Origin of the sequence: Nocardioides sp. (assembly GCF_030149505.1) — a bacterium.
GTDB lineage: Bacteria > Actinomycetota > Actinomycetes > Propionibacteriales > Nocardioidaceae > Nocardioides.
Genome location: NZ_JASBRN010000052.1, coordinates 16,430 through 29,498, shown reverse-complemented (window position 1 = coordinate 29,498; position 13,069 = coordinate 16,430). Strand labels below are relative to the sequence as shown.

Genomic DNA, 13,069 nt, shown 5'->3' with positions numbered 1-13,069 from the left:
GGGTGCCGGCCGCCTCCCCGCGACCGGACCGTCCGAGGGTAGGTCGCGACCCGCGGCGACGTCCCGTGTTCGACCGAGGTGCTGGCCCCGGACCGACCAGCCCGCCTGCCCGCCGGCCGTGCCGTGCCCCTGCCGGGGCGGGTGTCGGCGGGTGTCGGCGGGTGTGCCTAGTGTCCGACCATGACCTCTCGGGACGCGGTCGACCTCTGGGACTCCGAGGCACCGACCTTCGACGACGCTGCCGACCACGGGCTCAGGGACCCGGCGGTGCGCCAAGCGTGGCGCTCGCTGCTCTCCGGCCTCCTCCCCCACCCACCGGCGCGGGTCGCCGACCTCGGCTGTGGCACCGGCACGCTGGCGCTGCTGCTCGCCGAGGAGGGCCACCGCGTCGACGGGGTCGACTTCTCCCCGGAGATGGTCGTCCGCGCGGTGGCCAAGACGGCCGCGGAGCCCGACGTCGCGATCCTGCAGGGCGACGCCTTCTCCCCGCCGCTGCCGCCGACGGCGTACGACGTCGTGCTGACCCGCCACGTCCTCTGGGCGCTCCCCGACCCGGTCGAGGCGCTGCGCCGCTGGGTCGCGCTACTGCGGCCCGAGGGCAGGCTGGTGCTGGTCGAGGGCAGCTGGACGACCGGTGCCGGGCTGCGGGCCACCGAGGTCGCCGACGCCGCCCGCGAGGTCGGGCGCGAGCCGACGGTGCACGCGCTGGACGACCCCGCGCTGTGGGGTGGCCCGATCAGCGACGAGCGGTACGCCGTCGTCTGCTGAGCCTCGATCCACCGATGGTCGCCGTCGCGAGCGGCACCAGACGGGTGCGCTGGCAAGGCGGAGCGCCGAAGGCGGGCCCCCAGGCCCGTCGAGGCGTGACAACGCCGCCAGGGCGCCCGCATGGTGTCGCGCAGCAGGCGAGAATCGGTGGATCGAGGCTGAGGCCCCCTCAGGCGATCAGCAGCTCGCGCGCCTGCGTGACCGGCTGGGTGCCGTTGAACAGCTCGAACCGCCACCCGTGGCGCCGGCTGTGGCTCAACGTGCCGGAGAGCTGGAAGGGGAGCCGCTCCTCCAGGCCCTCGGGGTAGGTCAGCACCGCCTCGGTGGAGGCGACGAACCAGAGGACACCGCCGCGGTGCCGGGCCCACACCTCGCCGACCTCCCAGCCGAGGGCGAAGGACTCCTCGAACACCTCGGCGAGGAAGAGCCGCAGCTCCTCGGCGCCGTGGGCGTGCTCGCCGAGGTCGTCGCCGTAGGCCGCGCCGTCGGGCGTGAAGCACGCCAGCGCCGTCTCGACGTCGCGCACTGCGAACGCCTGCTGCAGTCGCACCAGCGTCTCGACGACGACGCGCTGCGGCTCCTGGGTCGCGGAAGACTTCCTCACGCACCGACAACGAGGACCGGGGCGCGGGGGTATGGCCCCTGAGCGGGGGTTCTAGAGCACCTCGCCCGTGCCACCGGCCCCGGGCAGCACCCGGCCGAAGCAGCGCGAGAGCGGGGAGTCGCGGTAGTGCCCGAACCCGGCGATCGGCACGTAGCCCGCGGACTCGTAGAGCGCGATCGCCTCCGGCTGGGCGGTCCCGGTCTCCAGCACCATCGCGCGGACGCCGGTCGCGGCCGCGGTGGCCTCGAGGTGCGCGAGCATCCGCCGGGCGAGGCCGCGGCGCTGCGCGGTGGGGCTGACGTACATCCGCTTCACCTCGGCGACGGCCGCGTCGGGCGGGAGCCCGGGGACGGTCGCTGCCGTCGTACGCCGCCACGCGCCGGTCGCGACCGGCCGCTCCCCCAGGTAGCCGAGGAAGAAGCTCCCCGCGGGCGGCTCGAACATCGCCGGGTCGAGCGGGGTCTCGTCGGGGCCGCCGTAGCGCGCGACGTAGACCGCCTGGACCTCCTCGACCAGCCGCAGGACGTCGGGGTGGCCGTAGGGGGCGGGCTCGATCCGCCAACCGACCGGGGCGTCGGGGAGGTCGGGTAGGCGCTCAGGCCATCGAGGCTCCACAGCCGTCACAGAACCTCGCGTCCTCGTCGTTGCGGGTGCCGCAGGCGCGGCAGAAGGGGCCCGAGGCGCGCTGCGTCCCGGCGGCCGCCCCGTCGTCGACGGTGCGCCCGACGCCCATGATGCCTTGACCGTCGGAGAGGTACTCCGCGGACTTCTTCACCGTGGGCATGGTCTCGCCGGCGACGTACCGGCTCTGGGCTCCGAGGGTGCCGGCGTTGAGCATGCCGATGCCGAAGATGACCATGAACGCACCACCGGCCATCGTGAAGAAGGACCCGAACTGGGGGTCCATGCTCTCCATGTTGGCGGCCGCGAAGAAGTCGCGACCGCCGAGGTAGGCGATGACCGCGCCCCCGACGAGCAGCAGGGACCCGACGACGAGCAGGACGGTGCGGGAGCGGCGGGTGTCGTACGGCGATCGGGTCATGGTTCCTCCGAGAGATGTGCCCGCGGGTCGGGCGGGTCGGCTCCTACCCTCCCCCCTCCTGCGGTGAAACCCGGACGCAGGGTGCTCGGTGCGGCTGGGATGATGGCGCCGTGACGCCGGACCTGCGCATCCCCGCCGACCTGCTGCCCCGCGACGGCCGGTTCGGGTCCGGCCCCTCCAAGATCCGGGTCGAGCACATCGACGCCCTGGCGGCCACGGGTACGTCGCTGATGGGCACCTCCCACCGGCAGACCCCGGTCCGCTCGCTGGTGGCGTCGGTCAAGGAGCGGCTGACCGCGCTGTTCTCGCTGCCCGAGGGCTACGAGGTCGTCCTGGGCGTCGGCGGCTCGACCGCCTTCTGGGACGTCGCCACCCACGGCCTGGTCGAGCACCGCAGCCAGCACCTGGTGCACGGGGAGTTCACCGGCAAGTTCGCCACCGCCGTCGCCCGGGCGCCGTGGCTCGGCGAGCCGTCGGTGGTGCGCGCGGAGCCCGGGTCCCTCGGCGTACCCGTGGCCGAGGACGGGGTCGACGTCTACGCCTGGGCCCACAACGAGACCTCGACCGGCGTGATGGCCCCCGTCGTGCGGCCCGCGGGGATCGACCCCGACGCCCTCGTGATGGTCGACGCCACCTCCGGTGCGGGCGGCCTGCCTGTCGACATGGCCGAGGCCGACGTCTACTACTTCGCCCCGCAGAAGGGGTTCTCCTCCGACGGCGGGCTGTGGATCGCCCTCATGTCGCCGCGAGCGCTGGAGCGCGCGGCCCGGATCGCGGCGACCGACCGCCACGTCCCGGCGTTCCTCGACCTGCCGACCGCGATCGAGAACTCCCGCAAGGACCAGACCTACAACACGCCCTCGGTCGCCACCCTCTTCCTCATGGACCAGCAGCTGGGCTGGATGCTCTCCCTCGGCGGGCTCGAGGCCACCGTCGCCCGCACCCGCGCCTCGGCCGCCCACCTCTACCCCTGGGCCGAGGCCTCGAGCTGGGCCTCGCCGTTCGTCACGGACCCCGCCCACCGCTCGCACGTGGTCGCCACCCTCAACCTGGCTCCCCCGCTGGACTTCGAGGACGTGCTGGTCGTCCTGCGCGCCAACGGCATCCTCGACACCGACCCCTACCGCAAGCTCGGCCGCAACCAGCTGCGCGTGGCGATGTTCCCCGCCGTCGATCCCGACGACGTCCTGGCCCTCACCCACTGCCTCGACTGGGTCGTCGATCACCTGTCCTGACCCTCACTCGGCGCTGGTTCGACGCTCACTCGGCGCTGGTTCGACGCTCACTCGGCGCTGGTTCGACGCTCACTCGGCGCTGGTTCGACGCTCACTCGGCACTGGTTCAAGCGCCCACGCTCGAATCAGTGCCGACTCACCCTCGAATCCGTGCCGAGTCACGCACGCGCCGGGGTCAGGCAGTGCGGAGGAGCTTGAGGGTGGCGCGCTCGAGGGCGGCCTGGCGCTGGTCAGGGGTGTCGTAGGTACGTCGGGTGGTGCCGGCGATGGTGCGGCCCTCCTCGTAGGACTCGATGACGCGGGGGTCGACGTAGGAGGACCGGGCCAGCGTCGGGGTGTTGCCGAGGAAGCCGGAGACCTCCTTCATGGCACCCGAGATCGCGCGCTTGCGCGAGGCCGCGCTCTCCCCGTGCTCGGGCGACTCCGCCAGGGCGGCAGCGGCCAGCACCGTCGCGTGCCAGGTGCGGAAGTCCTTGGCGGTGGCCTGCACGCCGGTGGTGACCCGGACGTAGTCGTTGACCAGGTCCGGCAGCACCGAGCGCCAGGAACGGGACTCCTTGTAGGACAGCAGCCGCGGGTCCTCCGCGCGCCGACGGCGCATGATCTCGACTGCCTCGATGACGACCAGGTCGTCGATCTCGATCCGGTGCTCGACCCCGGACTTGCCGACGAAGGCGAAGACCAGCCGGTCCTGGCGCCGCCGCACGTGCCGCCGCTCCAGGGTGGTGAGGCCGAAGGAGCCGTTGGTGTCGGCGTACACGTCGTTGCCGATCCGGAAGTAGCCGAGGTCCAGCAGCCGCACCGCCGCTGCACAGGCCCGCTCCAGCGGCATGCCCTCGCGCCCGAGGTCGGCGACGACCTGCTCGCGCGCCTTCACCAGCGCCTTCCCGAACACCAGCATCCGCTCGAACTTCTCCGCGTCCCGCCGCTCCCGCCAGGCGGGGTGGTAGAGGTACTGCCGGCGACCGGCGTCGTCGGTGCCGACGGCCTGCAGGTGCCCGTTCTCGTACGGCGTCACCCACACGTCCTGCCAGGCAGGCGGGATCACCAGCGACCGCACGCGCTCGGCGTCGTCGGTCGGCAACCGCTGGCCCGAGGCGTCGAGGTAGACGAATCCCTTGCCTGCCCGACGCCGGGTCCACCCCGGCTGGTCGGGCGAGGTCCTGCGCAGCCGCACCATGACTGCCAGCCTTGCCGACGAGGCCCGGGGTCAATCTCACCCGGTGGCGTGAGAGCCGCCGGCGGGATAGTCCACGGCTGCGCGCCGGAGGCGGGTCAGCGCCGGCGCACCGCCCAGGCGACCAGGCCGAGCAGCACCACCACGCCGGCGCCTCCGCCCAGCAGCAGCCAGAGCGGCAGCGGCAGCGCCCGGGGCTCCTCGACGACCGGCGCGGGTGCGGAGGCAGGGCGTCCACGGTCAGCGCCCGAGGTCGGTCGCTCCGGTGCGACCGCCTGCCGTACCTCGCGCGGCAGCGGCACCTCCAGCACGTCGGTGAACTGCCCCTCGGTGGAGACGAGCACCCGCCCGTCGGCGGTGACGGCGATGCCCTCGCCCTGGTCCTGGTCGGGCAGGTCGAGGTCGGCGACCGCGGTCATCGAGGGCCACTCGTAGACCACGGCCCGCCCGTAGCCCCGGACGACCAGGTGCCGCCCGTCGGGCCAGAAGGCACCGTCCGTGGCCACGGCCAACGCGTCGGCGACCGGCTCCAGCACGTTGGGACGGTCGGCGGAGAGCCGCTGCGGGGCGGAGTAGAGGGTGCCGCCGAAGATCTCCTTGGACACCACGTGCAGGCGTCCGGTCGTCGGGTCGACGAGCAGCGTCTCGGCGTCGCGGGGGCCGTCGGCGTAGACGAGCTCGAACGTGGGGTACTCCCCGGACCGGTCGCCGCGAGTGACCGGCACCCGGGTGACGGAGATCGAGGACCGAGCAGCGGCGTTGTCGCCGATGTCGCCCACCCAGACCTCGTCGGCGCTGTCCGTAGCCACGGGCGCCAGGGCCTCGACGTCGGTCGGTGACTCCGCGAAGGTCGTCACCCCGACCGTCCGGCCCTCGGGTCCGACGGCGAAGACCCGGCCGGAGTCACCGGAGTCGTTGACGGTCACCACGAGGTCGTCCAGCGCCACGAGGCCCGAGGACTCCACGACGGCCGGGTCGGCGAAGGTCAGGACGACCTCCCCGCGGTCCGCCGAGACGGCCGCGGTCACCCCGCCGGCCAGGAACGGCAGCGCGACCAGGACGGCGAGCAGCCGGCCCACCACGCTCACTCCTGCCCGGACGACGGCTCGGCGACAAGCTCGACGACAAGCTCGGCAGCAGGCTCGGCGGCGGATCCTGCCGGCGACCGCCCCAGCAGCTCCCCGAGCCGCGGCCGGAGCTGCCAGGTGGCGACGAGCTCGTCGTACTCCTTGACCACCGAGCCGCCCTTGACCGGCGAGCCGGTGCGCACCGCCCGCAGCATGGTGTTGCGGGGCGTGTGCTCGGAGCCCACGAACTCCACGACGTCGACGCGGTAGCCCTGCTGGCGCACCAGCGAGGCGCGCAGGGCGTCGGTGAGGGTGTCGGCGAACCGCTCGCGCAGGATGCCGTGCCGGGTGAGCGCGGAGTACGGCGACGGGGTCGGCGCGCGACGCAGCTGGGCCGCCACGTCGTGGTGGCAGCAGGGCGCGGCGAGCACGACCGGCGCCTGCCAGCCGATCGCCCGCGCGAGCGCGTCGTCGGTGGCGGTGTCGCAGGCGTGCAGCGCCAGCACCACGTCCGGCGCCGGGTCGACGACGACGTCGCCGATGGTGCCGACCGCGAAGGACATCTCCTCGGCCACCCCGAGGGCCGAGGCGACCGAGCTGTTGTGGTCGGCCGACTGCTGCTTCACGTCGGCGCCCACCAGGTGCACCGGCAGCCCCCGCACGTGGCTGAGGAAGCGGTGGGCGGCGAAGGTGAGGTAGGCGTTGCCGCAGCCGAGGTCGACGATGCGCAGCGGCTGCTCGGGGGTCGGGCGTCGCAGGTGCCCCGAGGAGCGCGCCTCGGAGATCGTGGCGTCCAGCAGCCGCAGGAACTCCTCGACCTGGCGCAGCTTGGCCCGCCGGGTCGGCTTGATCCGCCCCTGCGCGTCGGTCAGGCCGAGGGCGGCGTAGACCGGGTCGTCCTCGGGCAGCAGCCGCTGCTTGTCGCGGTCGTGCTCGAGCTCGACGGCCACCGGGGCGGCGCGCTGGGTCGAGTGCAGCAGCGCCTCTCCCTTCTTGGTGACGCGCAGCTGGTGGGTGTGGGTCGTGGTCTCGACGTGCCAGTTCCCGAACGGCTCGTCGAAGAGCAGCGCGTCCAGCGCCTCCGCCGCGGGCCCCGCCAGCGGGTCGTCACCGAGCAGGTGGTTGCTCGTGTGCGCCTGCGTCGCGTCGTACGACGTCAGCTGCAGGTGCCGGCCGGCCTTGAGCTCCACGGGGCGGACCTCGACGCGGCGCCAGCGCGGCTCGCCGTCCTTGCGGCGGCCCGAGGCGACGGCCCGCACAAGGGCGTCGGGGGCCAGCAGCTCGGCCCGGAGCCGGGCGAGCGCACGGAGGAGCGGTTCGGCCATGGGTCCTACAGGAAGGAGGCGACGACGACGATCAGCAGCAGCAGCCCCAGCGCCACGGGGATGATCAGCCGGCGGTGCTTGGGATTCACCGGGCGAGCCTAGAAGAGAGCAGCTCGGCGAGGTGCATCGCCGGGACGTCCGCGAGGTCGTCGAGCTGGACCTTGCAGGACATGCCGTCGGCGAGCACGACCGCGTCCGGGTGGGAGCGGATGGTCGGGAGCAGGTGGGTCTCGGCGACGGCGACCGACACCTCGTAGTGCCCCTTCTCCATGCCGAAGTTGCCGGCCAGGCCGCAGCAGCCGGGCACCCTCGTGACGGTGGCGCCGAGCCGCTCGAGCAGCCGCTGGTCGGCGTCCCAGCCCATGACGGCGTGCTGGTGGCAGTGCGGCTGGGCGACGACCGTGACGCCGTCGAGCGAGGGCAGCCGGTCGGGGCCGAGGCCGAGCCGGTCGAGCAGCTCGGCGAAGGTCAGCACGCCCTCGGCCACGACGCCCGCACCGGGGTGGTCGGTGAGCTCGACCAGGTCGCTGCGCAGCGTGGCGGTGCAGGACGGCTCGAGGCCCAGGACGGGCACGCCGGACTGCACGTAGGGGGCGAGCGTCGCGGCGGTCCGGGTGGCGATCCGGCCGGCCTCCGTGAGCTGCCCGGTGGTGATCCAGGTGAGGCCGCAGCAGGCGTCCTCGTCGATCACCTTGACGGTGAGGCCGGCGGCCTCGAGCACCCGGATCGCGGCGTGGCCGGAGCCGGGCAGGAAGTGGTCGGTGAAGGAGTCGGCCCAGACCCAGACGTCAGGGGTCGCGGACGCCAGCCGGGCCACCGGAGCGGAGCGGCGCAGGGTGCGCCGCGCGAAGGACGGCAGCGAGCGCCGCTGGTCGACCCCGGCGGTGGCGCGGGCGATCCGTGCGAAGGCCGGCACCTTGAGCGAGGCGTTGACCACCGGGGCGACCGGCGCCGCGAGCGCGGCCCACCTCGGCAGCCTGCCCAGGAGCCTGTGCGAGCGCGGGCGCCGCTGCCCCTCGACGTCGTGCTTCTGGTGCAGCGCCTCGGACTTGTAGGTCGCCATGTCGACGCCGGTCGGGCAGTCCGACGCACAGCCCTTGCAGGCCAGGCAGAGGTCGAGCGCCTCGGAGACGGCCGGGTCGCCGAGCCCGCCGACGAGGGTCCCGTCGAGGGCCTCCTGCAGCACCCGCGACCGCCCGCGGGTGGAGTCCTTCTCGTCGCGGGTCGCCTGCCACGACGGGCACATGACGCCCTTGCCCTGGCCGCTGACCTGGGGCGCGACGCACTTGCCGACGCCCGTGCAGCGGTGCACCGCGTCCCCGAGCGACCCGCCGTCGTGCAGCAGGTTCAGCCGGGTGCGCGGCTCGCGGCGCGGACGCGCCGGGCGCAGGTGGGCGTCGATCGGGTCGGGGTCGACGAGCACGCCCGGGTTGAGCAGGTTCTCCGGGTCGCAGACGGCCTTGACGGCACCGAAGAGGCGCAGCGACTCCTCGTCGTACATCGTGGAGAGCAGCTCGGAGCGGGCCCTGCCGTCACCGTGCTCGCCCGACAGGGAGCCGCCGTGCTCGCGCAGCTTCTCCGCGCACGCCAGCAGGAACTCGCGGAAGCGCCGCGGCCCGGCGCTCGCGTCGCTCTGGCGGTCGGTGAAGTCGAAGTCGATGCGCACGTGCACGCAGCCGTCGCCGAAGTGGCCGTAGGGCACGCCCTGCAGGTCGTGGCCGGTCAGCAGCTCGTCGAAGTCGCGCAGCCAGGCGCCCAGCTTCTCGGGCGGGACGGCGGCGTCCTCCCAGCCGGAGTACGCCGGTCGGCCGAGGCTCCGCGCGGCGAGGCCGGCACCGTCCTCGCGGATCCGCCACAGCGCGGCCGTCTCGGCGGAGTCGGTGACGACCCGGTGCCCCAGGGCGCCGGACGCGGCGACCAGGCCGCTCTCGAGCGAGGCGTCGAGGTACTCCACGAACAGGAACCCGGCGCCGCGCGGCAGCTCGGGCACCCCGCCGCGGGCGCGGACCAGCTCCACGATCCGGTCGTCGAGGCCCTCGCAGGCCGTCAGCGGTCCGACGGCGAGCAGCGCCGGCACCGCGTCGGCGGCCTCCGCCATCGACGGGTAGCCGAGCACGAGCAGGTGCCGCGTGACCCGGTCGTCGACCAGGCGCACGGTGGCGCCCAGGACCAGTCCGAGCGTGCCCTCCGAGCCGGCGAGGAACCGCTCGACCGAGCGGCCGTTCTCCGGCAGCAGGTGCTCCATCGAGTAGCCGCTGACCTGCCGGGTGAACCGGCCGAACTCCGTGCGGACGTGCCCGAGGTGGCCGTCGACCAGTGACGCGAGCCCGTCACCCACGGCGGAGGGGCCCCCGGTCCACACCTCACCGGTGCCGAACGCGACGTCGAGGCCGACCACGTTGTCCGCGGTCCGGCCGTAGCCCAGCGCCCGCGCCCCGCAGGCGTTGTTGCCGATCATCCCGCCGATGGTGCAGCGGGGGTGGGTCGAGGGGTCAGGCCCGAACCGCAGGCCGTGCGGTGCCACCGCGCGCTGCAGCACCGCGTGCACCGCACCCGGCTCCACGGTCGCGGTCCGCGCCTCGGGGTCGATCGAGAGCACCCTGTTCAGGTGCTTGGAGGTGTCCACCACGATGCCCGGGCCGACGGCGTTCCCGGCGATCGAGGTGCCGGCGCCGCGCATGGTGAGCGGCGTCCCGGTCTCGCGCGCCACCGCGAGGGTCGCGAGCAGCTCGTCGCGGTCGCGCGGCCGCACCACGACCTGCGGTGGGACGCGGTAGAGCGAGGCGTCGGTGGAGTAGAGCGCCCGAGCCAGGGTGGAGTCGTCGACGTCGCCGGGGCCACCGATCCCGGCTGCCCGCAGGGCCGCCGCCACGTCACGGACGGCACCGGCGTCGTGGCCAGGGGTCTCCAGGGTCGGCGCGCTCACCGCTCCATTGTCCGCCACCACCCCAGCCCGCCCCATCCGCGTCCAGGGGAGCCGGGCCGGTGTGGCCCGCGGCACACGGCGTACGCCGGTCGCCGGCTGGTGGAGGTCCGGGCGCAGCGAGCCCCGAGACCGCTCACCAGTGGTGCATCGAGCCCCGGAACACCCCGGCTAGGTCCTCGGCGGTGATCTCGCGCGGGGCGGTGGCGAGCAACCGCTGCTGCTTGAGCGCCCCCTCGACCAGGTCGTCCACGTCGGAGTCGAGGTAGCCCACCTCGGCCAGCCCGCTGGGGATGCCGACGTCGCGCATGAGCGAGGTCAGGACCCCGGGCAGCACGTCGGGACCGGTGCCGGTCACCGACGGGTCGAGCAGCCGGGCCGCCTCGAGGTGCCGCTCCGGGGAGGCCTCGAAGGTGAGGCGGAACGCCTCGGGCGCAGTGAGCACCACGGCCATGCCGTGCGGCACGATCGCCTCGTCCTGGGGGTAGCCGGCGGGCCGGTAGTCGCGGACGCGACCGGCGATCGGGTAGGCGTTGGCGTGCGGCACGTGCACCCCGGCGTTGCCGAAGCCCAGCCCGGCGAAGGTCGCCGCCAGCGCCATCTGCTCGCGGGCCACGACGTCGCCGCCGTCGGCCACCGCCTGCCTGAACGAGCCTGCCAGCAGCGACATCGCCCGGGTCGCCCACAGGTCGGCGATCGGGTTGGCGCCGCAGTAGGGCACACGCTGCTCGGGGGTCTTGGCGTCGAAGTCGGCGAACCACTTCGCGGTCCAGCTCTCCAGCGCGTGGCAGAGGATGTCCATGCCGGCCGCGGCGGTCACCATCGGCGGCTGCCCCATGGTCAGCGCGGGGTCCACCACCGCCATCGTCGGGCGCAGCGCCGGGTGGCTGATGCCGGTCTTGACGTGCAGCGACAGCACGTCGAGCACGCAGATGGTCGTCGACTCCGAACCGGTGCCGGTCGTCGTGGGCACCGCCACGAGCGGGAGCAACCGGTTGACCGGCGCCTGCGCGCGGCCCACGGGCGCGTTGAGGTAGTCCATGAGCTCGCCGGGGTTGGTCGTCAGCAGGTTCACGGCCTTCGCGGTGTCGATCGAGGAGCCGCCCCCGACGGCGAGCACCGCGTCGAAGGGGCCGGCGTCGCGCGCGAACGCGATCGCGTGCTCCATGGAGGCGTCCGTGGGCTCGACGTGCACGCCGTCGTACGTCGTCACCTCGAGGCCGCGGGCCCGGACCTGCTCCGCGATCCGCTCGGGGTGGCCGGTCGCCGCGACCCCGGGGTCGGTGACGAGCAGGACCCGGCGGGCACCCAGCGCGGCCAGGTCGTGCCCGAGCTCGGCGGAGGCCCCGGAGCCGAACTTCAGCGCGGGCGCGGCGTAGGTGAAGACGGTCTCGCTCATGCGCCCACCGTAGGCCCCGGACGTGCGTACCATCCCGAACAGCGGTCGGGCGCTGCTCGCGGCGTCGCGGGTGGTGACCGCCGGGGGGACGGAGGCGTCGTGGGAGCCGGGGGGCTGGGGCTGGAACGTGAGCGGTCCGCGGGCCGCGCCCGCGGAGCCGGCGCGCTGCTGCTCGTCCTGGTCCTGCTCACCGCCGTCGGTGCCGCCGCGGCCGGCACCTGGTGGGCGCTGCGCGACGACGTCCCCGCCAGCACCGCCGCGGAGCCGGTGGTGCGCGACGGCGAGCTCGTCGACGCCCGCACCGGTGAGCCGTGGGTCCCCCGCGGGGTGGTCTGGGGCAGCTTCGAGACCGCGTGCGCGCAGGGCTGGGGCTACTCCGCGCTCGACGCGCTGGGCCGGACGGGCCGCGCGAGCGGCGACGGCGGCAGCGGGGCGGGCGACGCCGGGGAGGACGACCGGGAGGCGGCGGCCGCGGCGCAGGCCGACGTGCTGGCTTCCTGGGCGGTCGACACCGTGCGACTGCCGCTCAACCAGGACTGCTGGCTCGGCACCCGCGGCGCACCGGTGAGCGACGAGTTCGCCGCGCGCACCCCGGCGGGCTACCGGGCGGCCGTCGACGCCTTCGTCGAGGCGCTCAACGCTCGCGGCATGGTCGTCGTGCTCACGCTCCACTCCCGCAAGCGGATCGGCAGTCCGGAGGCGGGCAGCCTTGCGATGCCCGACTCGGAGTCGCTGGCCTTCTGGCGCGCGGTCGCCGCGAGGTACGCCGAGCGGCCCTCCGTCCTGTTCGAGGCCTTCCACGAGCCGCACTCCCGGGAGGACACCGCCGGTCGCCGGGTGCTCGACCTGGACTGGGCGTGCTGGCGCGACGGCGGCTGCCGAGCCCCGGTCGAGGACGACGGCGTCCCGGTCAAGGCCGGCGGGCCGACGTACGACGCCCAGGGGATGGCCGACGTCGTGGCCGCCATCCGCCGGGCCGGGGCCGCCCAGCCGGTGCTGCTGCCCGGACCCGACCGGGCGCGGGACCTCTCCGCGTGGCGGGAGTGGGTCCCCGACGACGACCAGCTGGTCGCGACCGTCCACGTGGGCTCCCCCACCACCGGCGCGTCGGTCGCGACCTCCGACGAGCCGGGCTGCGGACCCTCCTGCTGGCGGCAGGTGCTGGCGCCGCTGGCCGACCAGGTACCACTGCTCACCACCGAGCTGGGCCCCGGCGAACAGCTGCCCGGCTCCGCCGCCCTGCACCTGCAGTGGGCCGCCGACCACGGCGTGGGCGTGCTGGCGCGCAGCTGGGTCGAGCGTCCGGGCGATCCGCAGACCCTGGTCGAGGACCTGTCAGGTCGCCCCACTGCCTGGGGAGAGCTGGTGCGCAGCTGGCTCCGCGAGGGTCCTGCACAGCCGCAACCCTGATCCACCGACCAGGGCTGTGAACGAGCCCGTCCACCTGTTACCCACTCGTGGAGCTGCTGTTGGTCCCCGCAGGAGACCGCACTCCTAGGGTCGAGGAACGGGGTGCGCATGGGGCGTGC

Annotated in this window: 11 protein-coding genes; 3 read left to right on the top strand and 8 right to left on the bottom strand. The window is 74.4% G+C overall.

Annotated elements, in window-relative coordinates:
* The first annotated feature begins 180 nt into the window (after positions 1 to 180).
* Positions 181 to 768, top strand: coding sequence for a class I SAM-dependent methyltransferase (locus Q1V71_RS11320; protein ID WP_300643890.1), 588 nt, complete (start codon positions 181 to 183; stop codon positions 766 to 768).
* A 169-nt stretch (positions 769 to 937) separates the two neighbouring features.
* On the opposite strand, the gene Q1V71_RS11315 is transcribed toward Q1V71_RS11320, so the two are convergent.
* From Q1V71_RS11315 to Q1V71_RS11305, 3 genes are read right to left on the bottom strand one after another with little or no spacing between them, the layout of a single operon-like run.
* Positions 938 to 1,372 carry a nuclear transport factor 2 family protein gene (locus tag Q1V71_RS11315; RefSeq protein WP_300643888.1) on the bottom strand — a complete coding sequence of 145 codons (435 nt, stop codon included), beginning with the start codon at positions 1,370 to 1,372 and terminating at the stop codon, positions 938 to 940.
* A gap of 51 nt (positions 1,373 to 1,423) precedes the next feature.
* On the bottom strand, positions 1,424 to 1,987 hold the full coding sequence (locus Q1V71_RS11310; protein ID WP_300643886.1) for a GNAT family N-acetyltransferase: 564 nt from the start codon (positions 1,985 to 1,987) through the stop codon (positions 1,424 to 1,426).
* Positions 1,968 to 2,414, bottom strand: a complete 447-nt coding sequence (locus tag Q1V71_RS11305) for a zinc ribbon domain-containing protein (RefSeq protein WP_300643884.1) — start codon at positions 2,412 to 2,414, stop codon at positions 1,968 to 1,970. The genes Q1V71_RS11310 and Q1V71_RS11305 overlap by 20 nt, the downstream gene beginning before the upstream one ends.
* Positions 2,415 to 2,524: 110 nt before the next feature.
* Here Q1V71_RS11305 and serC point away from each other — a divergent pair, with 110 nt between their 5' ends.
* The gene (serC, locus tag Q1V71_RS11300; protein WP_300643882.1) at positions 2,525 to 3,649 is read left to right on the top strand and encodes a phosphoserine transaminase; all 1,125 of its coding nucleotides are present in this window, start codon (positions 2,525 to 2,527) and stop codon (positions 3,647 to 3,649) included.
* Positions 3,650 to 3,824: 175 nt separating this feature from the next.
* Here serC and Q1V71_RS11295 read toward each other — a convergent pair whose 3' ends face one another.
* From Q1V71_RS11295 to Q1V71_RS11275, 5 genes are all read right to left on the bottom strand, one after another.
* Entirely contained in the window at positions 3,825 to 4,829 is a 1,005-nt protein-coding gene (locus tag Q1V71_RS11295) for a DNA topoisomerase IB (protein ID WP_300643880.1), read from the bottom strand.
* 95 nt (positions 4,830 to 4,924) lie between these two features.
* Complete coding sequence (locus Q1V71_RS11290; RefSeq protein ID WP_300643878.1) at positions 4,925 to 5,908, bottom strand: hypothetical protein; 984 nt, start codon at positions 5,906 to 5,908, stop codon at positions 4,925 to 4,927.
* Between the two features lie 2 nt (positions 5,909 to 5,910).
* On the bottom strand, positions 5,911 to 7,218 hold the full coding sequence (locus Q1V71_RS11285; protein ID WP_300643877.1) for an SAM-dependent methyltransferase: 1,308 nt from the start codon (positions 7,216 to 7,218) through the stop codon (positions 5,911 to 5,913).
* A gap of 85 nt (positions 7,219 to 7,303) precedes the next feature.
* Positions 7,304 to 10,144: an FAD-binding and (Fe-S)-binding domain-containing protein gene (locus Q1V71_RS11280; protein WP_300643875.1), complete on the bottom strand. Its 2,841-nt coding sequence runs from the start codon at positions 10,142 to 10,144 to the stop codon at positions 7,304 to 7,306.
* A gap of 133 nt (positions 10,145 to 10,277) precedes the next feature.
* Positions 10,278 to 11,540, bottom strand: coding sequence for a hydroxyacid-oxoacid transhydrogenase (locus tag Q1V71_RS11275; RefSeq protein ID WP_300643873.1), 1,263 nt, complete (start codon positions 11,538 to 11,540; stop codon positions 10,278 to 10,280).
* A gap of 99 nt (positions 11,541 to 11,639) precedes the next feature.
* Here Q1V71_RS11275 and Q1V71_RS11270 point away from each other — a divergent pair, with 99 nt between their 5' ends.
* Positions 11,640 to 12,950 carry a cellulase family glycosylhydrolase gene (locus Q1V71_RS11270; protein ID WP_300643871.1) on the top strand — a complete coding sequence of 437 codons (1,311 nt, stop codon included), beginning with the start codon at positions 11,640 to 11,642 and terminating at the stop codon, positions 12,948 to 12,950.
* The last annotated feature ends 119 nt before the right edge of the window (positions 12,951 to 13,069 follow it).

Coding starts and splice junctions, on each gene's coding strand:
- Q1V71_RS11320 (WP_300643890.1), top strand. CDS start 181: ATGACCTCTCGGGACGCGGTCGACCTCTGGGACTCCGAGGCACCGACC.
- Q1V71_RS11305 (WP_300643884.1), bottom strand. CDS start 2,414: ATGACCCGATCGCCGTACGACACCCGCCGCTCCCGCACCGTCCTGCTC.
- Q1V71_RS11295 (WP_300643880.1), bottom strand. CDS start 4,829: ATGGTGCGGCTGCGCAGGACCTCGCCCGACCAGCCGGGGTGGACCCGG.
- Q1V71_RS11285 (WP_300643877.1), bottom strand. CDS start 7,218: ATGGCCGAACCGCTCCTCCGTGCGCTCGCCCGGCTCCGGGCCGAGCTG.
- Q1V71_RS11275 (WP_300643873.1), bottom strand. CDS start 11,540: ATGAGCGAGACCGTCTTCACCTACGCCGCGCCCGCGCTGAAGTTCGGC.